Genomic DNA, 23,100 nt, shown 5'->3' on the forward strand with positions numbered 1-23,100 from the left:
GTGCGAATCCCGCTCAGTTGCAACCATGAGTTACTGAGAACCCCACCTCGGAGACGAATTTGGGTCTGACCCCTACGCATCCCGCGACCGCGACCCCCGGCGAAACCCTGCTGGAATTTCACGACAACCGGCTGCTGATCGATCTCTGCGGCCCGCATGACCGCTACCTCGCGCGGATCGAGGAGGCGCTGAAGGTGCATATCCTGCGACGCGGCAACCTTCTGTCCGTTGTCGGCCCCGTCGAGGCCCAGGCCGAGGCGGCGCAGGTGCTGCGCGCGCTTTACGCCCGGCTGGAGCAGGGCCGCCCGGTCGAGATGGCCGAGGTCGAGGCGGCCCTGCGTATGGGCGCCGAGACCGTCACCGAGGGCCCGAGCCCGGCCGAGCAGCTGGAAATGTTCCAGACCGGCCCGATCGAGCTGCGCACCCGCAAGAAGACCGTCGAGCCGCGCACCGATGCGCAAAAGGACTATGTCCGCGCGCTCTTTGCCAACGAACTGGCCTTCGGCATCGGCCCGGCCGGCACCGGCAAGACCTATCTGGCGGTCGCCGTGGGCGTGACCATGCTGATCGGCGGCCATGTGGATCGCATCATCCTGTCGCGCCCCGCCGTCGAGGCCGGCGAGCGGCTGGGCTTCCTGCCCGGCGACATGAAGGAAAAGGTCGATCCCTACATGCAGCCGCTTTACGACGCGCTGAACGACTTCCTGCCCGCCAAGCAGGTGCAGAAGCTGATGGAGGAAAAGCGCATCGAGATCGCGCCCCTGGCCTTCATGCGCGGCCGCACGCTGTCGAACAGCTTCGTGGTGCTGGACGAGGCGCAGAACGCCACCACCATGCAGATGAAGATGTTCCTGACCCGGCTGGGCGAGGGCTCGCGCATGGTCGTGACCGGCGACCGCACCCAGATCGACCTGCCGCGCGGCGTGCATTCCGGCCTGGTCGAGGCGGAAAAGATCCTCAAGGACATCAAGGGCATCAGCTTCAGCTATTTCACCGCCAGGGACGTGGTGCGCCATTCGCTGGTCGCCCGCATCATCGAGGCCTATGACGCCGAGGCCGAGGCGGCGCTGGCCCGCGGCGAGGTCTTCGACGAGCGTGGCCAGCGCATCCCGCGGCGCGAGCCGCGGCTGGCTTCAGGGAGGCAGGGCGATGCCTGACAAGGCCGATGCGCCCGAGGAGGCGCTGGAAATCGTCGACATCGTGCTGGAGGACGACCGCTGGGAGGATGCCGGCCTGCCCGCCATGGCCGAGCGGGCGGCCCGTGCGGTGGGCGAATGGCTGGATCTGGGCGCGTTCCAGATCGTCGTCATGGGGTGCGACGATGCCCGCATCGCCGCGCTGAACGCCGAGTTCCGCGGCAAGCCCAAGCCGACCAACGTGCTGAGCTGGCCCGCGGTCGAATTCGATGCGCGCCGGCCCGGCGCCCCTCCCGAACCGCCCCGCGTCGAGGAGCTGGGCGATATCGCCATTTCCTACGACACCTGCCTGCGCGAGGCCGAGGCGCAGGGCAAGCCCTTCGCCGACCATGCCATGCATCTGCTGGTCCATGCCATGCTGCATCTTGCGGGCTATGACCATATCGACGACGCGGATGCCGAAACCATGGAGGATGCCGAACGCTCGATCCTGGGCAAGCTGGGCATCCCCGACCCTTACCTGGAACACGAGACATGACCAACGACCGAAGTCCCGACACGCCCGTCTCCGCCGAACCCGCCTCATGGGCGGATGGCACAGGCGGGGACGGGCGTGACCTGCCGCAATCGCGCGGCTTTCTGGGGCGTATCCTGGGCGCCTTCGGCGGCGGCGAAGCCGAGCCGGCCGGCGCCGAGGCCCGCGACAGGGGGCCGGCCGCCCCGACGGCGGGCGTTCCGGGGATGGTCAACCTGCGGCGGATGCGCGTCGACGACGTGGCCGTGCCCAAGGCCGAGATCGTCGCTGCGCCGGTCACGGCCACGCTGCCCGACCTGGTCGAGATGTTCCGCGAACACGGCTTTTCCCGCATCCCGGTGTTTCGCGGCACGCTGGACAGCCCGCTGGGGCTGATCCACCTGAAGGATCTGGCGCTGAAATACGGCTTCGGCGCCAGGGTGCCGGTCAAGTTCGCGCTGCGTCCGATGCTGCGGCCACTGCTTTATGTGCCGCCCTCGATGCCGATCGGCGTTCTGCTCCAGCAGATGCAGCAAAAGCGCATCCACATGGCGCTGGTGATCGACGAATATGGCGGCGTGGACGGGCTCGTCACCATCGAGGATCTGATCGAGCAGGTCATCGGCGAGATCGAGGATGAGCATGACGAGATCGAGGGCGGCCTGGTCATCCAGGAACAGCCCGGCCAATGGCTGATCCAGGCCCGTGCCGCGCTGGAGGATGTCGAGGCCCAGACCGGCCTGCGCCTGGCCACCGACGAGGAGGAGGAGGAGATCGACACGCTGGGCGGGCTGATCTTCATGCTGACCGGCCGGGTGCCGGTGCGCGGCGAGGTGATCCCGCATGAAAGCGGCGCCGAGTTCGAGATCGTCGACGCCGATCCGCGCCGGGTCAAGCGCGTGCGGCTGCGGTTGCCGCAAGCCGAGCCGCCGCCCCCGGCCGAAGGCTGAGCCGGCTCAGACCCCGGCGAAGGCCGGGGCGTGGGCGATGCGGCTGCCCGCGGGCAGCCGCGGCCCCAGCGCCATCAGATGCGGCCCGGCATAAGGCGACGCCAGTTCGGCCGGCGCAAAGCCGAAGCGGCGGTAATAGGCCGGATCGCCCAGCACCACGATGGTATGGTCGCCGAATGCGGCGAGCGCGGCGCGAACCAGTGCCGTGCCGATGCCGCGCGACTGCACGGCGGGATGCACCGCCAGCGGCGCCAGCGCCAGGGCCGGCCCCTCGGCTGCCAGCGGCGACAGGGCGACATGGCCGATCACCGTGCCCGCGGCCTCGGCCACCAGCGCCAGCGCAAGGTCGCCGGCCTCGCGCAGGCTGTCCACCAGCCGCGCCTCGGCCGGGCCGTCGAAGGCGCGCACCAGCAGGTCGGACACCGCGGCGCGGTCATGCGCCCGCTCGGCCCGGATGCGCGGCAAGGGATCGCTGCGGGTGAAATCGCGCCCGATGCCCTGGCTCTCGCGGGCCCAGCGGCTATGTTCCAGCCGGGCGCGATGCGCGGCGAAAGCCTCGTCATCGGCGTAAAGCTCGTTCAGTTCCCAGACCAGCGGATCCTCGGACTGCCACAGGTCGAAACGCAGGTTGCCGGGTTCGGCCCGGCTCAGCGCCACATGCTCGGTCAGCAACTCCATGGCCAGCATCATCTGGGCCGCATCCTTGCAGATCAGCCGGCCGGTCAGCGAGACCAGCGGTTTCTCCAGGGGAATCTCCTCGCCGCCCAGGATGGGCGGGGGGGCGTGGTTGTGGTTCTGCCCGCAGGCGCAACTCATGGCAAGATCCTCGTCGTGAACAGGCCGCAACGATGGACGACGGCGGCTTCCCGCGGCCGGAGCCGTTAGCAGCGATAACCTTATCGGGCGGCATTGCGCCGTCCTTGTCAATTTGCAAAGCCGCGCCTTGCGCCGGATGCGGCCCCCGAAACGAAAAGGGCGGCGCAGCGGCCGCCCCTCGGGATCATTCCCACTCGATGGTGCCCGGCGGCTTCGAGGTGATGTCATAGGTGCAGCGGTTGATGCCCTTGACCTCGTTGATGATCCGCGTCGCGGTCTCGCCCAGGAACTGGTGGCTGAAGGGATAGTAATCCGCTGTCATGCCATCGACCGAGGTCACCGCGCGCAGGGCGCAGGCATAGTCATAGGTGCGCCCGTCGCCCATGACGCCAACGGTGCGCACCGGCAGGATGGCGACGAAGGCCTGCCAGATCTCGTCATAAAGCCCGTGCTTGCGGATCTGGTCGATGAAGACCGCGTCCGCCTTGCGCAGGATGTCCAGCTTGTCGCGGGTGATCTCGCCCGGACAGCGGATGGCAAGGCCGGGGCCGGGGAAGGGATGGCGGCCGATGAATTTTTCCGGCAGGCCCAGTTCGCGGCCGAGCGCGCGGACCTCGTCCTTGAAAAGCTCGCGCAAGGGCTCGACCAGCTTCAGCCCCATCTTCTCGGGCAGGCCGCCGACATTGTGGTGGCTCTTGATCGTGACCGAGGGGCCGCCCGAGAAGCTGACCGATTCGATCACGTCCGGGTAAAGCGTGCCCTGAGCCAGGTATTCCGCGCCCTCGATCCCGCTCGCATATTTCTGGAACACGTCGATGAAGAGCTTGCCGATGGTCTTGCGCTTGACCTCGGGGTCGCTGACGCCCTCCAGCGCGCCGATGAACAGGTCGGCCTCGTCGGCATGAATCAGCGGGATGTTGTAATTGTCGCGGAACATGGTCACGACTTCCTCGGCCTCGTTCAGCCGCAAAAGCCCGTGATCGACGAAGACGCAGGTCAGCTGGTCGCCGATCGCCTCGTGGATCAGCACCGCGGCGACCGAACTGTCGACGCCGCCCGACAGCCCGCAGATAACGCGCTTGTCGCCCACCTGCTCGCGGATCTTGCGGATCGCCTCCTGGCGATAGGAGGCCATGGTCCAGTCGCCGGTAAAGCCGGCCATGCGGACGAAGTTCTCCAGCATGGTCCGGCCGTTCGGGGTGTGATGCACCTCGGGGTGGAACTGCACGGCGAAGAACCGGCGCGCCTCGTCCGCGATCATGGCGAAGGGGGCATTGGGCGAGGTGCCGATGACCTCGAAACCCGGCGCAAGCTGCGTCACCCGGTCGCCATGGCTCATCCAGACTTCCTCGCGGCCGGTGTCGAACAGGCCGGCGAAGATGCCGTCGCCCCGGTGCCCCTCGGCCGGGGCGATGAAAGCGCGGCCGTATTCGGCGTGGTGGCCCGATTCGACCCGGCCGCCCAGCTGCTCCATCATCACCTGCTGGCCATAGCAGATGCCGAAGACCGGCACCCCCATGCCGAAAAGCCCCTGCGGTGCGCGCGGCGAATCCGGCTGCGTGACCGAGGCCGGCCCGCCCGACAGGATCACGGCCTGCGGGGCGAAGTCTTTCAGGAAGGCGTCATCGACCGCGTTGAACGGGTGGATTTCGCAATAGACGTTCAGCTCGCGCAGGCGGCGCGCAATCAGCTGCGTGACCTGGGAGCCGAAATCGATGATGAGAAGGCGCTGATGCTGGGTCATGGCAAGGCTTTAGGCCGCGGCATGGCGCTGCGCAAGAGGGCTGACGCATCGCCGGCTGCAGCGCCGCCGGGGTATTTGAAAAACAGAGAAGGCCGGCCGTCGCGCCTCTACCGACGGTGCGGTCCAGTCCGAGCCAGTCGTCTTCTCTGTTCTTCAAATACCCCCGGCAAGAGCTGCCACCGGCACCTTCAGCGCCAGAGAACCCCCAGGGCTTCGGCCGGATCCGGTTCCGACCAGATCTCTGCCCCCAGGGCGATGAAATCGGTCAGCGGGGCCAGCTGGCCGATCAGCGCCGGGGTCAGGGCGCCCTCGGCGACCACCGGGATCTCGATCATCTCGGACCACCATTGGAACAGGTTCAGCGGCGCGGTCTCGCCATGGCCGAGCGCCGTGGCGCCGCAGGGGCCGAAGCTGACATAATCCGCCCCGGCCTCGGCCGCGTTCATGCCGTCATGGCGCGAGGCGCCGCAGAACGTGCCGACGATGGCGTCCTGGCCCAGTTCCTTGCGGGCATGGCGCACCCCGCGCGCGCCATTGGTCAGGTGCACGCCGTCGAGCCCGTGGCGCTGCGCCAGCTGGACATGGTCCTCGATCACCACCGCCACGTCGCGGGCATGGGCGATCTCGCGCGCGAGATCCGCGATGCGGCCCAGCTCCTCCTCGGTGCCGGCGCCGGGGATGCGCAGGCAGGCGATGGGAAAGCGGTCCATGACCTCGGCCAGCATCGGGCCCAGCGTCGAGGCGGCCGCGCCGACCGGGGCGATCAGGTAGAGTTGCGGCGTATTGGGCTGGTCTGTCATGGCGCTGTCATCCCTCGTGGTTCGCCAGCAGATAGCGCAGTGCCGCGCGCCTTGCCAGTGGGTCTGCGGAAGGATATGGCCGCGGCCATGGAACCGGCGATCATCCTTGTCCGCCCGCAGATGGGCGAAAACATCGGCGCGGCCGCGCGCGCCATGCTGAATTTCGGCCTGACCGACATGCGCCTGGTGGCGCCGCGCGACGGCTGGCCCAATCCCAGGGCCGTGGCCATGGCCTCGGGTGCCGCTGGCCGCGTGCTGGACCGAGCGCGGGTTTTCGCGACGCTGGCCGAGGCCATGGCGGATGTGGATTATGCCTATGCCACCACCGCGCGCGGGCGCGAGCTGACCAAGCCGGTGCTGACCCCGGCCACGGCCATGGCCGATGCCCGCGCGCGGGTTGCGCAGGGCGGCCGGGTCGCGGTGATCTTCGGGCCCGAGCGCGCTGGGCTGGAGAACGAGGACGTGGCGCGCGCCAATGCCATCATCACCGTGCCGGTCAATCCCGATTTCCCCTCGCTGAACCTGGCGCAGGCGGTGCTGCTGGCCGGCTATGAATGGGCCCGCGACAGCCTGCCGCCCGAGCCTGCCCCGCAGGGCCGCCGCCCCGATGGCGAGGCGCCCGCGACGCGGCTGGAGATCGAGCGGCTGGCCGATCACTGGGAAGAGCGGCTGGCCGAAGCCGGCTTCTTCTTTCCGCCCGAGAAGGCGCCGGCGATGAAGCTGACGCTGCGCAACCTGTGGTCGCGCCTGCCGCTGACCCGCGCCGACACGCGCATCTTTCACGGCATGCTGCGGCAGTTGATCCGTCGCGGCTGATTGATTTCCGGGCGCGGGCGGGCCAAGGTCGCGCCCGATCGAGAAGGAAGCTGACATGGCAAGACGTCCCGTCTTTCAGGAAGTCACCGAGACCACCCCCCGCAGCACGCCGCCCGCCGGCGGCATGATCGACGCCGGTCCCAAGGGCGCGCGCGGCGCGATCCGCATCTGGCTGATCGTGCTGTTCGTCATGGTCGCGGCGATGATCGCGCTGGGCGGCGCGACGCGGCTGACCGGCTCGGGCCTGTCGATCACCGAATGGAAGCCGGTGACCGGGGCGATCCCGCCGATGGATGGCGCCACCTGGCAGGCCGAGTTCGACAAATACCGGCAGATCCCGCAGTTCCAGCTGGTCAATTCCGACATGGACCTGGCAAGCTTCAAGCGCATCTACTGGTGGGAATGGTCGCACAGGCTGCTGGGGCGGCTGGTGGGGCTGGTCTGGGCGGCGGGCTTCGTCTTTTTCCTGGCGACGAAGCGCATCCCCGCGGGCTGGGTGCCGCGGCTGCTGTTGCTGGGCGTGCTGGGCGGCGCCCAGGGGGCGATCGGCTGGTGGATGGTGCATTCCGGCCTGTCGGGTGAGATGGTGCGGGTGGCCTCTTACCGGCTGGCCACGCATCTGGGGCTGGCCTTTGCCATCCTGGGCCTGATCGCCTGGCAGGTGCTGGCGCTGTCGCGATCCGAGGCGGCGCTGCTGCGCGCCCGCCGGGCGGGCGAGGGCAAGCTCTTCTCGATGACCACCGGGCTGATGCACCTGGCCTTCGTCCAGATCCTGCTGGGGGCGCTGGTGGCGGGGATCGATGCGGGGCGCATGTATACCGGCTGGCCGACCATGGGCGGCGAATGGATCCCGGCCGAGATCTGGGACGCGGCGCTGGGCTGGCGCAACTTCTTCGAAAACCCGGCGCTGGTACAGTTCATCCACCGCATGGTGGCCTATCTGCTGGCAATCTTTGCCGTGGTGGTGTTCCTGCGCGCCCGGCGCTCGCCGCATCCGGTGACGCGCGGCGCCTATGCCGCGATGCTGGTCGCCCTGGCCGTGCAGGTGTTTCTGGGCATCATGAACGTGCTGCATGCCTCGCCGCTGGCTTTGGCACTGGCGCATCAGATCGGTGCCGTGGCACTGTTCACGCTGATCCTGCGCGCGCGGCACCATGCGCGCTATCCAATCGAAACTTCGGTCCGGGGAACAGTCCGATGAGCGCCTTCGACGATCTTCTCGCCTTCCAGCGCCAGACCGAGGCGCTGTCCTCGGTTGCCGAGCGGCTGGCCTGGGACCAGGAAACCGTGATGCCGCGGGGCGCCGTCGAGCAGCGCGCCGAGGAAATGGCGGCGATGGAAGCGGTGCTGCACGAGCGCCGTACCGATCCCCGCCTGGGCGAATGGCTGGACCAGGCCGAGCCCGAGGATGCCGAGGACGCCCGCGTCATCGAACTGATCGCGCGCGATCATCGCCGCGCCTCGCGCATCCCGTCGCGGCTGGCGACGGAACTGGCGCGGCAGACCTCGCTGGCGCAGGGCATCTGGGCCGATGCCCGTGCCAAGGACGCGCCCGAGGATTTCCTGCCGGCGCTGAACGACATCCTGATGCTGAAGCGCGAGGAGGCCTCGGCCCTGGCCGATGGCGGCGATCTTTATGACGCGCTGCTGGACGATTACGAGCCGGGCATAACCCAGGCCGAGATCGCGCGGCTTTTCGATGCCATGCGGCCGCGGCTGGTGGCGCTGCGCGAGGACGTGCTGGGCGCCGCGTTCCAGCCCGAGCCGCTGATCGGGCATTTCCCGCAAGAGACGCAGCTGCGCCTGGCGCGGACCTGCGCCACCGCCTTCGGCTATGACTGGACGCGCGGGCGCATGGACATCGCCGTGCATCCCTTCAGTTCCGGGCGCTGGCAGGACAGCCGCATCACCACGCGGGTGGTCGAGACCGACCCGTTCAACTGCCTTTACTCGACCATCCACGAGGTCGGGCATTCCAGCTATGAGCTGGGCATCGACAGCGATTATGCCTTCACGCCGCTGGGCCGCGGCGTCTCGATGGGCACGCATGAAAGCCAGAGCCGCATCTATGAAAACCAACTGGGCCGCAGCCGCGCCTTTACCGGCTGGCTCTACCGGCGCATGTCGGACGCCTTCGGCGGGCTGTCCCTGCCCGATGCCGATGCCTTCTACGGCACCGTGAACCGCGTGACGCCCGGCTTCATCCGCACCGAGGCCGACGAGGTGCAATACAATCTGCACATCATGCTGCGCTTTGACCTGGAGCGCGACCTGATCGCCGGGCGGCTGGATGTCGAAGACCTGGTCGAGGCCTGGAATACCCGATTCCTGCGCGATTTCGGCGTGGCGGTGGACCGGCCGGCCAATGGCGTCTTGCAGGACGTGCATTGGGCGGTGGGGCTGTTCGGCTATTTCCCGACCTATGCGCTGGGGAACGTCTATGCCGGCTGCCTGCATGCCGCGCTGCGCGCCGCGGTGCCGGACCTGGACGAGGCTTTGGCGCGCGGCGAGGCCGACCCGGCGGTCGAATGGCTGCGCGAGAACGTCCAGCGCCATGGCGGACTTTACCCGCCGCGCGAACTGATCGGGCAGGCGACCGGGGCCGATGTCGGGGAGGGGCCGCTTCTGGACTACCTGGAAGAGAAATTCTCGGCCATCTACCGGCTTTGAGGCCGGATTCGGGTATTTGGGGAACGAAGAAGCCGCGCGCCGGGCGTCATGGCGGCCGGCCTTTCCAAGCCGGGCGTTTTCCTGTATCAGGCCTCGATCCCAAGGACAGCACGGCATGAGTGACCCAGCCAGCAAGCCCGCCCCGGCGGTGAAGAAGCTTTTCATCAAGACCTATGGCTGCCAGATGAACGTCTATGACAGCCAGCGCATGGCCGAGGCCATGGGTGCCGAGGGCTATGTCCTGACCGAGAACCAGTCGGACGCCGACATGGTGCTGCTGAACACCTGCCATATCCGGGAAAAGGCGGCCGAGAAGCTTTATTCCGACCTCGGCCGGCTGAAGCCCTTGAAGGCGGAGAAGCCCGACCTGAAGATCGGCGTCGCCGGCTGCGTCGCCCAGGCCGAGGGCGGCGAGATCCAGCGTCGCATGCCCATCGTCGACCTGGTGGTGGGGCCGCAAGCCTATCACCGGCTGCCGGCCATGGTGCGCGCGGGCGGCGGGGTCGATACCGAGTTCCCGGCCGAGGACAAGTTCGAGCATTTGCCGAAGCCCGCCGCCACCAGGCGCGCGCCGGCCGCCTTCCTGACCGTGCAGGAGGGTTGCGACAAGTTCTGCGCCTTTTGCGTGGTGCCCTATACCCGCGGGGCCGAGGTGTCGCGCCCGGTCTCGCGCATCCTGGCCGAGGCGCGCGACCTGGTCGGGCGCGGCGTGCGCGAGATCACGCTGCTGGGCCAGAACGTCAATGGCTGGCATGGCGAGGGGCCCGGCGGGGCGGAATGGGGATTCGGCCGGCTGATCCGGGCGATCGCGGAAATCGACGGGCTGGACCGCATCCGCTATACCACCAGCCATCCCAATGACATGGCCGACGACCTGATCGCCGCGCATCGCGACGAGCCGAAGCTGATGCCCTATCTGCACCTGCCGGTGCAGTCGGGTTCGGACCGCATCCTGAAAGCGATGAACCGTAAGCATACGGTGGACCAGTATCTGAGGCTGATCGAGCGCATCCGCGCGGCGCGGCCCGACATCATGCTGACCAGCGATTTCATCGTCGGCTTTCCCGGCGAGACCGACCGGGACCACCAGGACACGCTGGAGCTGGTGCGGGCGGTGAATTTCGGCACCGCCTTCAGCTTCAAGTATTCGCCGCGCCCCGGCACCCCGGCCTATGAGCGGCCGGAGGTCGAGGGCGCCGTGGCCGATGCGCGCCTGCAGGAATTGCAGGCTTTGCTGACCAGCCAGCAGAAGGCCGCGCAGGAGGGCATGGTCGGGCGCGAGCTGGGCGTGCTGTTCGAAAAGCCCGGCCGCAATCCCGGCCAGATGGTCGGCAAGTCGGACTATCTGCACGCGGTCTTTGTCGAGGCGCCCCAGGCCAAGGTCGGCGACCTGGTGCGGGTGCGCATCACCCATAGCGCGCCGAACTCGCTGGCCGGGGTGCTGGCGGCCTGAGCCGCCCGCGCCGGGTCAGACCGTGTCGAGGTAAAGCTCGACGGTTTCCTCGTCGGAAAGCTCGGCCATGTAATGCAGTTCCTGCCGCTTGGTCATGACGAAATTCTCGATCAGATGCGCGGGGAAGATGCGCCGGATCTCGGGCGAGGTTTCGAAGGCGTCGATGGCCGCGCCCCAGCTGCCGGGAAGTTGCTCCAACCCTTGCTCATAGGCATTGCCCTGGATCGGCGGCGGCGGCTCGGCCTTGTCCTCGATGCCGTTCAGCGCCGCGCCCAGCACCGCGGCGACGGTCAGGTAGGGGTTCACGTCGCCGCCCGCCACCCGATGCTCGATCCGCCGCGCCTTGGGCCCGGAGGAGGGAATGCGGATGGCCGAGGTGCGGTTTTCATAGGCCCAGCCGATGCCGGTGGGGGCATGGGCGTTCGGCACCAGCCGGTCGTAGCTGTTCTCATGCGGGGCAAAGAGCAGGGTCGAGCCGGGCATGGCGGCAAGGCAGCCGGCGACGGCATGGCGCAGCACGTCCGAACCCTCGTCGCCGCCATTGTCGAAGACGTTGCGGCCCTGCCGGTCCAGCACCGAGAAATGCATGTGCATGCCAGAGCCGTTCCATGCCTCGTAGGGCTTGGCCATGAACGAGCCGGCAAAGCCGTAGCGCCGCGCCAGCCCCTTGACCAGCAGCTTGAACAGCCAGGCGTCGTCCGCGGCCTTCAGCGGATCGGGTTGGTGCATCAGGTTGATTTCGAACTGGCCGGGCGCGGCTTCCGAGATCGCCGTGTCGGCGGGGATGTCCATCGCCTCGCAGGCGTCGTAGAGCGCGGTGAAGAAACGGTCGAAGGCGTCGAGCGCGCGCAGGGACAGGGTTTCCGCCCCGGTGCGGCGCTTGCCCGAACGCGGGCTGGGCGGCACGCGCAGCTGCCCGCCCGAATCGTCGATCAGGAAGAACTCCAGCTCGGTCGCCACCACCGGGGTCAGGCCCACGGCCTGGTAGCGTTCGACCACGCGGGCCAGCGCCTGACGCGGATCGCCCTCATAGGGGCGGCCGTCCAGGTGGAACATCCAGATCGGCAAGAGGCCGGTCGGCGCTTCCAGCCAGGGCATGGGCATGAAGCCGCGTTCGGTCGGCAGCAAGAGCCCGTCGGGGTCGCCGGCCTGGAAAACCAGCGGGCTGTCCTCGATATCCTCGCCCCAGATGTCCATGTTCAGGACCGAGAAGGGGAATTTCGTGCCCTCGGTCAGGATCTTGTCGGCAAAGCGTGCCGGAACCCGCTTGCCGCGCGCCACGCCGTTGAGGTCGGCGGCCGCGATGCGGATGGTCTTGACGTCGGGATGCTCGCGCAGCCAGTCCATGGATCACCTGATGAGATTGGGCCTGTAACGGATCTTCTTCGCCGCGCCGGGAAGGTGGCGGTTCAGCCGGCGGTTCACCATGCCGAACAGCGCGATCAGACCGATGGTCAGCAGCACGAAATAGCCCGCCACGATCGGATAGGCGATGAAGGGGTTGAAGGTCTTGTCGGCGAAATAATTGGCGTAGTAGAGCGCGTCGCCCCGCTGCTGGAAGGCCGGGAAGCCGGAAAAGAACACCAGCGTCGTGGCGTGGAACAGGAAGATCGCCTCGTTGGTATAGGCGGGCCAGGCAAGCCGCATCGCGGTGGGCCAGACCACCCGGCGCCAGCGGGTCCAGCCGGCCATGCCATAGGCATCGGCGGCCTCGAGCTCGCCCTTGGGCAGGTTGCGCAGCGCGCCGTAGAAGATCTCGGCCGAATAGGCGGCGGTGTTCAGCATCAGGACCAGCAGCGCCCCGGCCCAGGCGCGGGTCATCCAGCTGGTCTGCACGGTGATGCCCAGCACGTCGATGCCGGCGCGCGGCAGCTGCACCAGCATCTCGTAGGCCAGGAAGAACTGGATGAACAGCGGGCTGCCGCGGAACAGGAAGATGAACCACTCGGCGGGCTTCCTGGCCCAGGGGTTGCGGCTGGCCTTCGCCACGGCCAGCGCATTGGCCAGGAAAAAGCCGAAGAACAGCGCCAGCGCGGCGAAATAGATGTTCCAGATCAGGCCCGAGCCGATCAGCGTGACCTGCTCGCACAGCGTAAAGCCGCTGCGCGGCAGCAGCCTTTCGCCCAGGCCGAGCGCGCGCAGACCGTAATCCTGGATGGTTTGCAGGCATTGGTTCATGTCGCGGCCTTTCGCATCGCCTCGCCGGCGGCGGTGGCCTGGCCGCGCGACAGCCTGGTCCGGATGCGGTCGAAGATCCGTTCCGAGCCCCAGGTCATCAGCAGGTAGAAGGCCAGGATGGCCAGGAAATAGTAAAGCCGCCAGTCGGGATGCGGATAGGCATAGGCGCGGGTCTTGGCCCCGCCCAGCTCGCGCGCCCAATAGACGATGTCCTCGACCCCCAGCACGAACAGCAGCGGCGTGGCCTTGATGAGGATCATCCACAGGTTCGCCAGGCCGGGCAGGGCATAGGTCCACATCTGCGGGATCAGGATGCGCCGGTTCACCTGGCGCGGGCTCATGCCATAGGCCTCGGCGGTTTCCAGCTGCGCCTTCGGCACGGCGTTCATCGCGCCATGCAGCACATTGGCGGCGAAGGCGCCGAAGACCACGGCAAAGGCGATCACCGCCAGGAAGATGCCATAGGCCTGGTGTACCCATTCCGGCGAGGTCGAAAGCGGCAGCTTGGCGGCGGCGCAGACGATGAACTCATTGCCCTGCCGCACCGGCACCGAGGGGTCGCAATAGACGCGCGAGCGCAGCCATTCGAAACCCTGGTCCAGCGCGATGGGCACGAACAGGAAGAAGATGATGTCGGGCACGCCGCGCACCATCGAGGTATAGATGCGGCCGAACCAGCGCACCCCCGCGATGCGCGAGCGCGAGGCCATGGCCCCGCCGAAGCCGAAGATCAGCGCCGCCGGCGCGGTGATGGCCAGCAGCAGCAGCACCGTGCCGAAGCTGGCATAGAACAGCATGTGGTTGCCGGTCGTCAGATAGCATGACAACCAGGCAAGCCCGTCCAGGGCAGAGGGGTCGGTGCAATGGGAAAACATCATGCCGCCGGTTTGGCCGCCGCGGCCGGTGCCGCGGCGGCATCAGGTCATTCGTAGGTCTGCGCGTCCTCGCCGAAATGCGTCTTGATCAGCGCGTTCAGGCTGCCGTCCTGTTTCATCGCGGCGATCGCCCCGTTCAGCTTTTCGCGCAACTCGTTGTCGGACTGGCGCACGCCGATGCCGATGCCCTCGTCCAGGTGGACCTGCTCGCCGACGAAGATCAGGTCGTCGCTGTCCTCGACAAAGGGGCGCATGACTTCGTGATCGCCGAAGGCCGCATCGGCTTCGCCATTGCGGACGGCGGCGAAGACCTGGTCGATATTCGGGTATTCCAGCATCGTGGCCTGGGTGTCGGCGATATGGGAGGCCTGGACCGTGCCGGTCTGGACCGCGACGATGCCGGTCTCCAGGTTCGCACCCTCGTCCAGCGCGACATAGGAGGACGGCGCCGGCGGCAGGTAATCCTCGGTGAAGGCGATGACCTGCTTGCGTTCCTCGTTGATGCTCATCGCCGCCATGATCGCGTCATAGTTCGACGAGACCAGGTTCGGGATGATCGAATCCCAGTCGTTCTTGACCCAGGTGCATTGCAACTCGGCCCGCTGGCACAGTTCGTTGCCCAGATCGACCTCGAAGCCGGCGACCTGGCCCTGGTCGTTGATGAAATTGTAGGGAGGATAGGCGCCCTCGGTGGCGATGCGCACCGTTTGCGCCATGCCCATGCCCGCGGTCAGCGCCAAGGCTGCGGCTGCAAGCGTCAGTTTCTTCATGTCCTTGCTCTCCTGTCGGTTCTTTCATTCGGCCATGGTGGCGCTCAGGAACTGGCGCAGCCGCTCGGACCGCGGCGCGCCGAAAAGCTGCGCCGGCGGTCCCTCTTCCTCGATCCGGCCCTGATGCAGGAAGACGACGTGATCGCTGACATCGGCCGCCAGCCGCATGTCATGGGTGACCAGCAGCATGGTGCGATGCTCGGCCGCCAGATCCTTGATGACGCGCACCACCTCCTGCTGCAATTCGGGGTCGAGCGCGCTGGTCGGTTCGTCCAGCAGCAGCGCCCTGGGCTCCATGCACAGCGCGCGGGCGATGGCGGCGCGCTGCTGCTGGCCGCCCGACAGCTGCGCCGGCCAGGCATCGGCCTTGTCGCCGATGCCGACCTTGGCCAGCAATTCGCGGGCCCGCGCCTCGACCTGGGCCGGGTTGCGCTTCAGCACATGGACCGGCGCCTCCATGACGTTTTGCAGGATGGTCATGTGCGACCACAGGTTGAACTGCTGGAACACCATGGACAGGTTGGTGCGCAGCCGCGTCACCTGCGCCCGGTCGGCAGGCACGCGGGCCAGTCCGGTGCCGCGCCATTTCACCGCCTCGCCTTCGAACAGGATCTCGCCCTGCTGGCTGTCCTCGAGCAGGTTGCAGCAGCGCAAGAGCGTCGATTTGCCCGAACCGGACGAGCCGATCAGGCTGATGACATGGCCGCGCGGCGCCGTCAGGCTGACGCCCCGGATGACCTGGAGCGGGCCATAGGCCTTGTGCAGATCGCGGATTTCTATCACCGGCACGCGGGTCGGATCTGCGGTCGGATCTGCGGCAGGATCGGGGGCCGTGACGGGCGCGGCCATGGTCGGTTCTGTCTGGCTCATGGGAATATGAGGCGATATTTGCTGCGCGATTGCAATGTTTTCGTCACTGGCCTTCCAGGCAGGGCGCAGGCATGGATCGCCGGCGCGGGGGGCGGCACAGGCGGGCCGGGGCGGGGCTGCGCGTTCACTTGCCCGACAGCCCCAGATCGTCCAGCGCCCTTTGCCGCGCCAAGGCCGAATCGCGGTCGTTCACGCCCAGAAGCCCGGCCACCAGCCGCACCAGCGATTCCTCGTCGGCGCTGCGGGCCCCGTCGGCATAGGCGATCTCCCACAGGGCGGCGACGATCTCCTGGCGCTCCTGCAGTTCCACGCGCTCCTTGATGATGCGGGTGAAGCGGACGGTGTCGGGCGCCTCGGCCTCGATCATCTCGGCTGCGGCGCGCCGCTCGGCCGCCTCGGCGGCGCCCAGCCCCCGGCGCCGGGCCAGAACCTGGTCGATGCGCTGCCGTTCAGCCGTGCCGTAATGGTCGTCGGTGCGCGCCAGCCGCACCAGCAGCGAGGCGATGGCGACCTCGGCATCCTGGCCGCTCAGATGCGGGGAATCAGGGCGGACGGCGAAAAGACGGCTCAGAAGATTGCGAAACATGGCCGGATATTAGGGTATTTTCGCGGCGCAACAATATCCCGCGCCAAATTTGTCAGGCAGATTCCCAGCCCTCGACGATGGCCAGATCGGCGATCGAGCAGGGCCGCCGCAGCGCCAGGGCCGCCTGATATTCCGGGCTGTGGTAACAGGCACGGGCGGTTGCCAGATCGGGAAACTCGATCACCACCGCGCGGGGGCGCATCTGGCCCTCGACCACCTCGAGCGCCCCGCCGCGCACCAGGAAACGTGCGCCATACCTGGCGAAGGCGGCGGCATTGGCCTGGCGATAGGCTTCGTATGCGGCGGGGTCGTCGACCGTGACATGGCCGATCCAATAGGCTTTGGGCATGGCGTGTTCCTTGCGGCTGTTCCGTGCCGATCATGCCGCGCAAGGGCGCCGCCGCAAGCCCGATCCCGCCCTAGTAACGTTGCGGCACGTAAAGCTCGGGCGGCAGCACCTCGCGTTCGTAATCGGGGTTGAAGACCCGGTCGGGCAGGGTGATCTCGTCATGCGGCACCGGGCCATAGGGGATCATGGTCAGAAGATGGGCCATGCAGTTCAGCCGCGCCCGCTTCTTGTCGTTGCCGGGCACGATATACCAGGGGGCCTCGGGGATGTTGGTGCGCTCGAACATCTCTTCCTTGGCTTTGGTGTAATCCTCCCAGCGGATGCGCGATTGCAGGTCCATGGGCGACAGCTTCCACTGTTTCAGCGGGTCGTGGATGCGCATCAGGAAGCGCATCTGCTGTTCCTCGTCGGTGATCGAGAACCAGTATTTCACCAGCCGGATGCCGGAACGCACCAGCATGCGCTCGAACTCGGGCACGTCGTCGAAGAATTGCCGGACTTCGTCCTCGGTGGCGAAACCCATGACCCGCTCGACCCCGGCACGGTTGTACCAGCTGCGGTCGAACAGCACGATCTCGCCCCCGGCCGGCAGGTGCGGCACGTAGCGCTGGAAATACCATTGCGTCTTTTCGCGGTCCGAGGGCGCGGGCAGCGCCACGACGCGGGCGACGCGCGGGTTCAGCCGCTGGGTGATGCGCTTGATCGCGCCCCCCTTGCCGGCGCTGTCGCGGCCCTCGAAGATGACCACGACCTTTTCCTTGTGATGGGCCACCCAGTCCTGCAGCTTGATCAGTTCGGCCTGAAGCCGCAGCAGCTCGCGGAAATAATCGGCGCGCGGCATCTGGTCGGGATGGGTCTGGCGATAGATGCGGGCGATCTCCTGGGACAGGACCGCATCCTCCATCTCGATCTCGACATCCTCGTCGAGCGTGTCCTGAAGTTCGGCTTCAAGCCAGTCCTTGGGCGTCTGGTCCTGCATGGGGATCTCCTGCTGCGCTTGCCTGCGATCTAGCCTTGCAATGTGACAATCCGGTGTCGCTCCTCAGAACAGCGCCGCGCAGTCGCGGATGATGCCAAAGGCGAAGCCGCCGCCGCTGGCATCCGCCACCGTGCCGCACCAGCGCCCGTCGCTGGAAAACAGGCTCTTGCTGCCCCTGGGACGATAGGCGACGCGCTTGCCGGTCACGGTGAACAGGTTCAGCGTGCCCGAGCCGTTCGGGGCGTAATAGCCGACGACCGTGCCGTCCGCGGTGAAGATCACCCGCTTCTCATTGGCCGGATTGCGCGGCGAATTGGCATAGCGCGAGGCGCTGTTGGCCGGGCTTGCCGCCGAATTGGCGGCGGCATGCGGCGAGTTCGCCTGCCGCGAGGGCTGGTTCTGCGGCGCGCCCGGCCCAAGGTCGAAGGGCAGGCGCGTCTGGTCCAGCAGGAATAGCGGCGCATCCGCCAGCGCAGGCAGGGCGCAAAGCATCAGGGCGGCGAGCGGGGCAAGGCGCATGTCGGAACCGTTTCGTCTGGTTCCGACACTATGGCGCGGCGCGGCGGTTCAGACCAGCCGCTCGTTTTCCATCGCGGCGCGGACGAAGCCGGCGAACAGCGGCGCGGGCTGGAACGGCTTCGACTTCAGCTCGGGATGCGACTGCACGCCGATGAACCAGGGATGGTCGCGATATTCCACCACTTCCGGCAGCCGCCCGTCCGGCGACATGCCGGAAAAGCACAGCCCGGCCGCCTCCAGCTGGTCGCGGTATTTCGCATCCACCTCGTAGCGGTGGCGGTGGCGGTCCTCGATCTCCAGCGCGCCGTCATAGACTTCCGAGATCTTCGAGCCCGGCGTCAGCACCGCCGTATAGGCGCCCAGCCGCATGGTGCCGCCCTTGTCGTCGGTCAGCTTGCGCTGCACGGTGTAATTGCCCTGCACCCATTCCTTGAGGTGATAGACGACCGGGGTGAAGCGGGTCTTGCCGGCTTCGTGGTCGAACTCCTCGGAGCCGGCGTCGGGCATGCCGGCCAGGTTCCTGGCCGCCTCGATCACCGCCATCTGCATGCCCAGGCAGATGCCCAGATAGGGCACCTTCTTCTCGCGCGCGTATTTCGCCGCGGCCACCATGCCCTCGGTACCGCGCTCGCCGAAGCCGCCGGGCACGATGATGCCGTTATAGCCGTCCAAGAGATGCGCGCCTTCGCCCTCCAGCTTCTCGCTGTCCACCCAATCGGCACGCACGCGGACGCGATTGGCCATGCCGCCATGGGTCAGCGCCTCGGCGATGGATTTGTAGGCGTCTTCCAGCTGGGTATATTTGCCGACCACGGCGATGCGGACCTGGCCCTCGGCATTCTCCAGCCGGTCCATGACATCCTCCCAGCGCGTCAGGTCGGGACGCGGCGCGGGGCTGATCTGGAAGGCGTCCAGCACCGCCTGGTCCAGGCCGGCGCGGTGATAGGCCAGGGGCGCCTCGTAGATCGACTTCAGGTCATAGGCCGGGATCACCGCATCGGGGCGGACGTTGCAGAACAGCGCGATCTTGGCGCGTTCCTTTTCCGGGATCGGCTGCTCGCTGCGGCAGACCAGCACGTCCGGGGCGATGCCGATCGAGCGCAGTTCCTTGACCGAATGCTGGGTCGGCTTGGTCTTCAGTTCGCCGCTTGCGGCCAACCAGGGCAGCAGCGTCAGATGCACGAAGATGCATTGCCCGCGCGGGCGTTCCTGGGCGAATTGCCGGATCGCCTCGAAGAAGGGCAGCCCCTCGATATCGCCCACCGTGCCGCCGATCTCGCAAAGCATGAAATCGACCTCGGCCTCGCCCACGGCCAGGAAGTCCTTGATCTCGTTGGTGACGTGGGGAATGACCTGGATGGTCTTGCCCAGATAGGCGCCGCGGCGCTCCTTTTCCAGCACGTTGGAATAGATCCGCCCCGACGAAACCGAGTCGGTCTTGCGCGCCGAGACGCCGGTGAAACGCTCGTAATGGCCCAGGTCCAGGTCGGTCTCGGCACCGTCGTCGGTCACGAAGACCTCGCCATGCTCGAAGGGGCTCATGGTGCCCGGATCGACGTTCAGATAGGGGTCGAGCTTGCGCAGCCGGACGGTGAAGCCGCGCGCCTGCAACAGCGCCCCCAGCGCCGCCGAGGCCAGCCCCTTGCCGAGCGAAGAAACCACGCCGCCGGTGATGAAGATGTAACGCGCCATCGAGGGGCCCCCGTGAGTAATCCAATAAGAGATCGCGGCCCGAATCTGGGCGGTTTCACGGGACTCGAGTCATATCCGATTTGTCCCGTGGCCGCAACGGACCGCAAGTTGTTGTAAGGGGCGCCGGATGCGCCCCCAAGTTCTGGTGTCAGTTGTTGGCCGGTGCCGGGCTTTCCTGCGCGGGTTCCCCGGCAGCAGGCGGCGTCACCGGCGCGGTCGCGGGCGCGCTGCTGTCTTCGGCGGGTGCAGCGGGCGCCTGGGCCGGGGTTTCGGCCGCGGGAGCCGTTGCGGGGGCCGGCGGCGCCACCGGCTGGCCGGCGCCCGGAACCACGGGCTGGCCCGCGCCGGGCGGCGGGGTATAGTCGCCGATGCCGGGCAGGCTGGTCGCCGGGGCCTGCTGGGTGCCGCCCAGGTTCAGCTGGTCCACGATCGAGCCGCTGGAGGCGTTCTGCGCGGCGATCAGGGTCAGCGTCATCGAGGTGATGATGAAGCCGATGGCGAAGATCCAGGTCAGGCGCGACAGCGCATTGGCCGCCTGGCGGCCGGTCATGACGCCGCCTCCGCCGCCGCCCATGCCAAGGCCGCCGCCTTCGGACCGCTGCAACAGCACCACCCCGATCAGCAGCACGGCGAGGATCAGATGCACGGTAAGAACGACGTTTTCCACCACGGGGCCTTTCATTCAGCGACGCGCCTATCTAGTCACCAAGGCGCGGATTGGCAAGCGGGGGCGGGCATGGGCGCGTTGATGATCCAGGGGACCGGGTCGAATGTGGGAAAATCCCTGCTGGTGGCGGGGCTGTGCCGGGCGGCGCTGCGGCGCGGGATCAATGTCGCGCCCTTCAAGCCGCAGAACATGTCGAACAATGCCGCCGTGACCCCGGACGGGGGCGAGATCGGCCGGGCGCAGGCGCTGCAGGCGCGGGCGGCGGGGCTGGCGCCCTCGGTCCACATGAACCCGGTGCTGCTGAAACCCGAGACCGACCGCGCCGCGCAGGTGGTGGTGCAGGGCCGCGCCGCGGCGCGGGCCGCCGCGGCGGATTACGGGGCGCTCAAGGCGCGGCTGATGGGGGCGGTGCTGGACAGTTTCGCCCGGCTGCGCGCCGCGCATGAGCTGGTGCTGGTCGAGGGCGCGGGCAGCCCGGCCGAGGTCAACCTGCGCGCCCGCGACATCGCCAATATGGGATTCGCCCGCGCCGCCGATGTTCCGGTGGTGCTGGCCGGCGACATCGACCGCGGCGGGGTGATCGCGCAGATCGTCGGCACCCAGGCGGTGATCGACCCGGCGGATGCGGCGATGATCCGCGGCTTCGTCATCAACCGCTTTCGCGGCGATCCCTCGCTGTTCGATGCCGGCCGCGCCTTCATCGCCGAGTGCACCGGCTGGCCGGACCTGGGGCTGGTGCCGTGGTTCCCGGATGCCGCGCTTTTGCCGGCCGAGGATGCGGTGGACCTGCGCCGCGCCCTGGGCTCGGGCGGGCTGCATGTTGCCTGCCCCATGCTGTCGCGGATCGCGAATTTCGACGATCTCGACCCGCTGGCGGCCGAGCCGGGGGTGCGGCTCAGCATGGTGCCGCCCGGACGGGCGCTGCCGGGCGATGCCGACCTGGTGGTCCTGCCGGGCACGAAATCGACGCGGGGCGACCTGGCCTTCCTGCGCCAGCAGGGCTGGGACATCGACCTTTTCGCGCATCTGCGGCGCGGCGGGCGGGTGCTGGGCATCTGCGGCGGCTATCAGATGCTGGGCCGCTGGATCCACGACCCCGAGGGCCATGACGGCGACCCCGGCAGCACCCCCGGCCTGGGCCTGCTGGAGGTCGAGACCCGCATGGCGCCCGACAAGCGCCTGACGCGGGCCCAAGGCACCGCGCTCGGCCAGCCGGTCGAGGGCTACGAGATCCACATGGGCCGCACCGAGGGGCCCGACTGCGCCCGCCCCTTTGCCCATATCCCCGAGCCGGACGGCGCCACCAGCCCCGACGGGCGCGTCGCCGGCACCTATCTGCACGGGCTGTTCTCGGGCGATGCGTTCCGCGCCGCCTGGCTCGAGCAGTTCGGCGCGGCCTCGGCGCTGGATTACGGCGCGGGGGTCGAGGCGGTGCTGGACCGGCTGGCCGCGCATCTCGAGACGCATCTGGACATCGACCGGCTTTTCGCGCTGGCGCGCTAGGGACCGGATTTTCGCACTGGCGCACGAGGGGCCGGCCCCTTGCGCCGGCGCGGCTAGAGGGTTTGCGCCAGGATGCGCTCGGCCTCGGCCAGGCAGGGGGTCAGGCGGGCGCGGTCCTCGCCGGGAAAGAAGCGGGCGCGTACGGCGGTGGGCATCGGCGCCGGCTCGGCGATGACCACCTGGGGGCCCAGCGATACGTTCTCGGCCTGCCAGCTTTGCGCCAGGGCGATCTGCCCGGCCTTGGTGGCGCCATAGCTGCCGAAGAACTTCTGCCCGGCGCGCTTGTCGTCAAAGAACAGCGCCGTGCCCTTGCGGGCGCGCAGCAGCGGTTCGATCAGGTTGATCAGCCCGCGCGTGGCGACGATGTTCAGGTCGACCGATTTCTGGAAATCCTTGGCGTCGATATGGCCGGCCGGCGACAGCGGCGCGGCATGGATCGCCGTATGCGCCCAAAGATCCAGCCCGCCCCAGCGTTCCATCACCGCCCGGACCATCTGCACCATGGCCTGCGGTTCGCCCACATCCATCGGCGCCAGCGTGGCCGAACCGCCGGCCTTGCGGATGCGGTCGTCCAGTTCCTCAAGCGCGCCGGTGGTGCGGGCGACGGCCAGGATATGCCAGCCGCGCGCGGCAAGGGTTTCGGCCAAAGCGGCGCCAAGGCCGCGCGATGCGCCGGTGATCAGCGCGATTTTGTCATGCTCGGTCATGGTGCCGATTTCGCACCGGCCGCGGCGCCGCGCAAGCCCCTTGCGGCGGGGCTGCCGGCAACTGCGTCACATTGACCTTGTCGACCGTGCGGCCGCCTGCGGAGGCCTTCAGTCGGGCTGCTGCAGCTTGGCCAGGGCCGACTGGCATATGCCCAGGCCCAGCCAGCGGCAACCGTTGCAGATCCGCTCCAGATCCCTGGGCTGCAGCCGTGCCGCGGCGCGGGCCTGGGCCTCGGCCCAGGTCATGCGCTGGCCGGGGCGGATGTCCAGCGCCGCGGCATGGCGCCGGTCCAGCCGGCCGATCCGGTCGTCCGCGGCGCAGCCCATGCCGCGCCGCGACGGGCAGGGGGCGCAGATCGAATCGGCCATGACGGTAAAGACCACCGGCACCTGCGGATCGGCGCGCAGCCGGCCCAGGACGACGGCGTTCATGTTCCGGGTGAACTCGGGCGAATAGCCGCGTCCCTGCCAGCCGATCGAGCAAAGCACGTGATGGGGGCGCAGCA

24 protein-coding genes are annotated in these 23,100 nt (G+C 68.1%); 8 read left to right on the plus strand and 16 right to left on the minus strand.

Features of this window, described 5'->3' with window-relative positions; all coding sequences use genetic code 11:
- Nucleotides 1–59: 59 nt before the first annotated feature.
- The 3 genes from ACNKFW_RS13680 to ACNKFW_RS13690 are packed head-to-tail and all read left to right on the plus strand — an operon-like array spanning nt 60 to nt 2,600.
- Nucleotides 60–1,157, plus strand: coding sequence for a PhoH family protein (locus tag ACNKFW_RS13680; protein WP_024842437.1), 1,098 nt, complete (start codon nt 60–62; stop codon nt 1,155–1,157).
- Nucleotides 1,150–1,674: an rRNA maturation RNase YbeY gene (ybeY, locus tag ACNKFW_RS13685; RefSeq protein WP_051419432.1), complete on the plus strand. Its 525-nt coding sequence runs from the start codon at nt 1,150–1,152 to the stop codon at nt 1,672–1,674. Before ACNKFW_RS13680 ends, ybeY begins: the two co-directional genes overlap by 8 nt.
- On the plus strand, nt 1,671–2,600 hold the full coding sequence (locus ACNKFW_RS13690; RefSeq protein WP_024842439.1) for a CBS domain-containing protein: 930 nt from the start codon (nt 1,671–1,673) through the stop codon (nt 2,598–2,600). The genes ybeY and ACNKFW_RS13690 overlap by 4 nt, the downstream gene beginning before the upstream one ends.
- Nucleotides 2,601–2,606: 6 nt before the next feature.
- On the opposite strand, the gene ACNKFW_RS13695 is transcribed toward ACNKFW_RS13690, so the two are convergent.
- The 3 genes from ACNKFW_RS13695 to ACNKFW_RS13705 form a co-directional block, all read right to left on the minus strand.
- Nucleotides 2,607–3,416, minus strand: a complete 810-nt coding sequence (locus ACNKFW_RS13695) for a GNAT family N-acetyltransferase (RefSeq protein ID WP_147429127.1) — start codon at nt 3,414–3,416, stop codon at nt 2,607–2,609.
- Between the two features lie 184 nt (nt 3,417–3,600).
- Nucleotides 3,601–5,160 carry a glutamine-hydrolyzing GMP synthase gene (gene guaA / locus ACNKFW_RS13700; RefSeq protein ID WP_024842441.1) on the minus strand — a complete coding sequence of 520 codons (1,560 nt, stop codon included), beginning with the start codon at nt 5,158–5,160 and terminating at the stop codon, nt 3,601–3,603.
- A 188-nt stretch (nt 5,161–5,348) separates the two neighbouring features.
- Nucleotides 5,349–5,960: a thiamine phosphate synthase gene (locus ACNKFW_RS13705; RefSeq protein ID WP_147429126.1), complete on the minus strand. Its 612-nt coding sequence runs from the start codon at nt 5,958–5,960 to the stop codon at nt 5,349–5,351.
- Nucleotides 5,961–6,035: 75 nt separating this feature from the next.
- Here ACNKFW_RS13705 and ACNKFW_RS13710 point away from each other — a divergent pair, with 75 nt between their 5' ends.
- The 4 genes from ACNKFW_RS13710 to miaB all read left to right on the plus strand — a co-directional run bounded on the left by ACNKFW_RS13710 (nt 6,036) and on the right by miaB (nt 10,899).
- Nucleotides 6,036–6,776 (plus strand): RNA methyltransferase, encoded by a 741-nt coding sequence (locus ACNKFW_RS13710; protein ID WP_024842443.1) that lies wholly within the window; start codon nt 6,036–6,038, stop codon nt 6,774–6,776.
- A gap of 55 nt (nt 6,777–6,831) precedes the next feature.
- The gene (ctaA, locus tag ACNKFW_RS13715; RefSeq protein WP_147429125.1) at nt 6,832–7,977 is read left to right on the plus strand and encodes a heme A synthase; all 1,146 of its coding nucleotides are present in this window, start codon (nt 6,832–6,834) and stop codon (nt 7,975–7,977) included.
- Nucleotides 7,974–9,446 (plus strand): carboxypeptidase M32, encoded by a 1,473-nt coding sequence (locus tag ACNKFW_RS13720; protein WP_147429124.1) that lies wholly within the window; start codon nt 7,974–7,976, stop codon nt 9,444–9,446. The genes ctaA and ACNKFW_RS13720 overlap by 4 nt, the downstream gene beginning before the upstream one ends.
- Before the next feature lie 115 nt (nt 9,447–9,561).
- Nucleotides 9,562–10,899 (plus strand): tRNA (N6-isopentenyl adenosine(37)-C2)-methylthiotransferase MiaB, encoded by a 1,338-nt coding sequence (miaB, locus tag ACNKFW_RS13725; protein WP_024842446.1) that lies wholly within the window; start codon nt 9,562–9,564, stop codon nt 10,897–10,899.
- Nucleotides 10,900–10,914: 15 nt separating this feature from the next.
- Here miaB and ACNKFW_RS13730 read toward each other — a convergent pair whose 3' ends face one another.
- The 11 genes from ACNKFW_RS13730 to secG form a co-directional block, all read right to left on the minus strand.
- Nucleotides 10,915–12,246, minus strand: coding sequence for a glutamine synthetase family protein (locus tag ACNKFW_RS13730; protein ID WP_024842447.1), 1,332 nt, complete (start codon nt 12,244–12,246; stop codon nt 10,915–10,917).
- Between the two features lie 3 nt (nt 12,247–12,249).
- Nucleotides 12,250–13,077 carry an ABC transporter permease gene (locus ACNKFW_RS13735; RefSeq protein ID WP_024842448.1) on the minus strand — a complete coding sequence of 276 codons (828 nt, stop codon included), beginning with the start codon at nt 13,075–13,077 and terminating at the stop codon, nt 12,250–12,252.
- On the minus strand, nt 13,074–13,952 hold the full coding sequence (locus ACNKFW_RS13740; protein ID WP_024842449.1) for an ABC transporter permease: 879 nt from the start codon (nt 13,950–13,952) through the stop codon (nt 13,074–13,076). Before ACNKFW_RS13740 ends, ACNKFW_RS13735 begins: the two co-directional genes overlap by 4 nt.
- Before the next feature lie 47 nt (nt 13,953–13,999).
- Nucleotides 14,000–14,722, minus strand: a complete 723-nt coding sequence (locus tag ACNKFW_RS13745; protein WP_147429123.1) for a transporter substrate-binding domain-containing protein — start codon at nt 14,720–14,722, stop codon at nt 14,000–14,002.
- Nucleotides 14,723–14,746: 24 nt separating this feature from the next.
- Nucleotides 14,747–15,571, minus strand: coding sequence for an ABC transporter ATP-binding protein (locus ACNKFW_RS13750; RefSeq protein WP_051419446.1), 825 nt, complete (start codon nt 15,569–15,571; stop codon nt 14,747–14,749).
- A 145-nt stretch (nt 15,572–15,716) separates the two neighbouring features.
- The gene (locus ACNKFW_RS13755) at nt 15,717–16,178 is read right to left on the minus strand and encodes a TerB family tellurite resistance protein (protein ID WP_147429122.1); all 462 of its coding nucleotides are present in this window, start codon (nt 16,176–16,178) and stop codon (nt 15,717–15,719) included.
- 52 nt (nt 16,179–16,230) lie between these two features.
- On the minus strand, nt 16,231–16,527 hold the full coding sequence (locus tag ACNKFW_RS13760; protein WP_024842453.1) for a DUF1330 domain-containing protein: 297 nt from the start codon (nt 16,525–16,527) through the stop codon (nt 16,231–16,233).
- A gap of 70 nt (nt 16,528–16,597) precedes the next feature.
- Nucleotides 16,598–17,506 carry a polyphosphate kinase 2 gene (ppk2, locus tag ACNKFW_RS13765; protein WP_024842454.1) on the minus strand — a complete coding sequence of 303 codons (909 nt, stop codon included), beginning with the start codon at nt 17,504–17,506 and terminating at the stop codon, nt 16,598–16,600.
- Between the two features lie 63 nt (nt 17,507–17,569).
- Entirely contained in the window at nt 17,570–18,025 is a 456-nt protein-coding gene (locus tag ACNKFW_RS13770) for a hypothetical protein (protein WP_024842455.1), read from the minus strand.
- Between the two features lie 48 nt (nt 18,026–18,073).
- The gene (locus ACNKFW_RS13775; RefSeq protein WP_024842456.1) at nt 18,074–19,717 is read right to left on the minus strand and encodes a CTP synthase; all 1,644 of its coding nucleotides are present in this window, start codon (nt 19,715–19,717) and stop codon (nt 18,074–18,076) included.
- 148 nt (nt 19,718–19,865) lie between these two features.
- Nucleotides 19,866–20,399 carry a preprotein translocase subunit SecG gene (gene secG, locus ACNKFW_RS13780; RefSeq protein ID WP_028709844.1) on the minus strand — a complete coding sequence of 178 codons (534 nt, stop codon included), beginning with the start codon at nt 20,397–20,399 and terminating at the stop codon, nt 19,866–19,868.
- A 54-nt stretch (nt 20,400–20,453) separates the two neighbouring features.
- On the opposite strand from secG, the gene ACNKFW_RS13785 reads away from it, so the two are divergent.
- Nucleotides 20,454–21,887 (plus strand): cobyric acid synthase, encoded by a 1,434-nt coding sequence (locus ACNKFW_RS13785; RefSeq protein ID WP_147429121.1) that lies wholly within the window; start codon nt 20,454–20,456, stop codon nt 21,885–21,887.
- Nucleotides 21,888–21,940: 53 nt separating this feature from the next.
- Here ACNKFW_RS13785 and ACNKFW_RS13790 read toward each other — a convergent pair whose 3' ends face one another.
- Complete coding sequence (locus tag ACNKFW_RS13790; protein WP_024842459.1) at nt 21,941–22,594, minus strand: SDR family NAD(P)-dependent oxidoreductase; 654 nt, start codon at nt 22,592–22,594, stop codon at nt 21,941–21,943.
- A 108-nt stretch (nt 22,595–22,702) separates the two neighbouring features.
- Nucleotides 22,703–23,083, minus strand: coding sequence for a DUF1284 domain-containing protein (locus ACNKFW_RS13795; RefSeq protein WP_147429120.1), 381 nt, complete (start codon nt 23,081–23,083; stop codon nt 22,703–22,705).
- Nucleotides 23,084–23,100: the final 17 nt, after the last annotated feature.

Source organism: Paracoccus sp. TD-10 (genome assembly GCF_048270675.1).
GTDB lineage: Bacteria > Pseudomonadota > Alphaproteobacteria > Rhodobacterales > Rhodobacteraceae > Paracoccus > Paracoccus pantotrophus.

What these genes read in the sequence shown, in the direction of transcription:
- ybeY (WP_051419432.1), top strand. Translation starts at nt 1,150, where the DNA reads ATGCCTGACAAGGCCGATGCGCCCGAGGAGGCGCTGGAAATCGTCGAC.
- ACNKFW_RS13690 (WP_024842439.1), top strand. Translation starts at nt 1,671, where the DNA reads ATGACCAACGACCGAAGTCCCGACACGCCCGTCTCCGCCGAACCCGCC.
- ACNKFW_RS13695 (WP_147429127.1), bottom strand. Translation starts at nt 3,416, where the DNA reads ATGAGTTGCGCCTGCGGGCAGAACCACAACCACGCCCCCCCGCCCATC.
- guaA (WP_024842441.1), bottom strand. Translation starts at nt 5,160, where the DNA reads ATGACCCAGCATCAGCGCCTTCTCATCATCGATTTCGGCTCCCAGGTC.
- ACNKFW_RS13705 (WP_147429126.1), bottom strand. Translation starts at nt 5,960, where the DNA reads ATGACAGACCAGCCCAATACGCCGCAACTCTACCTGATCGCCCCGGTC.
- ACNKFW_RS13710 (WP_024842443.1), top strand. Translation starts at nt 6,036, where the DNA reads ATGGCCGCGGCCATGGAACCGGCGATCATCCTTGTCCGCCCGCAGATG.
- ctaA (WP_147429125.1), top strand. Translation starts at nt 6,832, where the DNA reads ATGGCAAGACGTCCCGTCTTTCAGGAAGTCACCGAGACCACCCCCCGC.
- ACNKFW_RS13720 (WP_147429124.1), top strand. Translation starts at nt 7,974, where the DNA reads ATGAGCGCCTTCGACGATCTTCTCGCCTTCCAGCGCCAGACCGAGGCG.
- miaB (WP_024842446.1), top strand. Translation starts at nt 9,562, where the DNA reads ATGAGTGACCCAGCCAGCAAGCCCGCCCCGGCGGTGAAGAAGCTTTTC.
- ACNKFW_RS13730 (WP_024842447.1), bottom strand. Translation starts at nt 12,246, where the DNA reads ATGGACTGGCTGCGCGAGCATCCCGACGTCAAGACCATCCGCATCGCG.
- ACNKFW_RS13735 (WP_024842448.1), bottom strand. Translation starts at nt 13,077, where the DNA reads ATGAACCAATGCCTGCAAACCATCCAGGATTACGGTCTGCGCGCGCTC.
- ACNKFW_RS13740 (WP_024842449.1), bottom strand. Translation starts at nt 13,952, where the DNA reads ATGTTTTCCCATTGCACCGACCCCTCTGCCCTGGACGGGCTTGCCTGG.
- ACNKFW_RS13745 (WP_147429123.1), bottom strand. Translation starts at nt 14,722, where the DNA reads ATGAAGAAACTGACGCTTGCAGCCGCAGCCTTGGCGCTGACCGCGGGC.
- ACNKFW_RS13750 (WP_051419446.1), bottom strand. Translation starts at nt 15,571, where the DNA reads ATGGCCGCGCCCGTCACGGCCCCCGATCCTGCCGCAGATCCGACCGCA.
- ACNKFW_RS13755 (WP_147429122.1), bottom strand. Translation starts at nt 16,178, where the DNA reads ATGTTTCGCAATCTTCTGAGCCGTCTTTTCGCCGTCCGCCCTGATTCC.
- ACNKFW_RS13760 (WP_024842453.1), bottom strand. Translation starts at nt 16,527, where the DNA reads ATGCCCAAAGCCTATTGGATCGGCCATGTCACGGTCGACGACCCCGCC.
- ppk2 (WP_024842454.1), bottom strand. Translation starts at nt 17,506, where the DNA reads ATGCAGGACCAGACGCCCAAGGACTGGCTTGAAGCCGAACTTCAGGAC.
- ACNKFW_RS13770 (WP_024842455.1), bottom strand. Translation starts at nt 18,025, where the DNA reads ATGCGCCTTGCCCCGCTCGCCGCCCTGATGCTTTGCGCCCTGCCTGCG.
- ACNKFW_RS13775 (WP_024842456.1), bottom strand. Translation starts at nt 19,717, where the DNA reads ATGGCGCGTTACATCTTCATCACCGGCGGCGTGGTTTCTTCGCTCGGC.
- secG (WP_028709844.1), bottom strand. Translation starts at nt 20,399, where the DNA reads ATGAAAGGCCCCGTGGTGGAAAACGTCGTTCTTACCGTGCATCTGATC.
- ACNKFW_RS13785 (WP_147429121.1), top strand. Translation starts at nt 20,454, where the DNA reads ATGGGCGCGTTGATGATCCAGGGGACCGGGTCGAATGTGGGAAAATCC.
- ACNKFW_RS13790 (WP_024842459.1), bottom strand. Translation starts at nt 22,594, where the DNA reads ATGACCGAGCATGACAAAATCGCGCTGATCACCGGCGCATCGCGCGGC.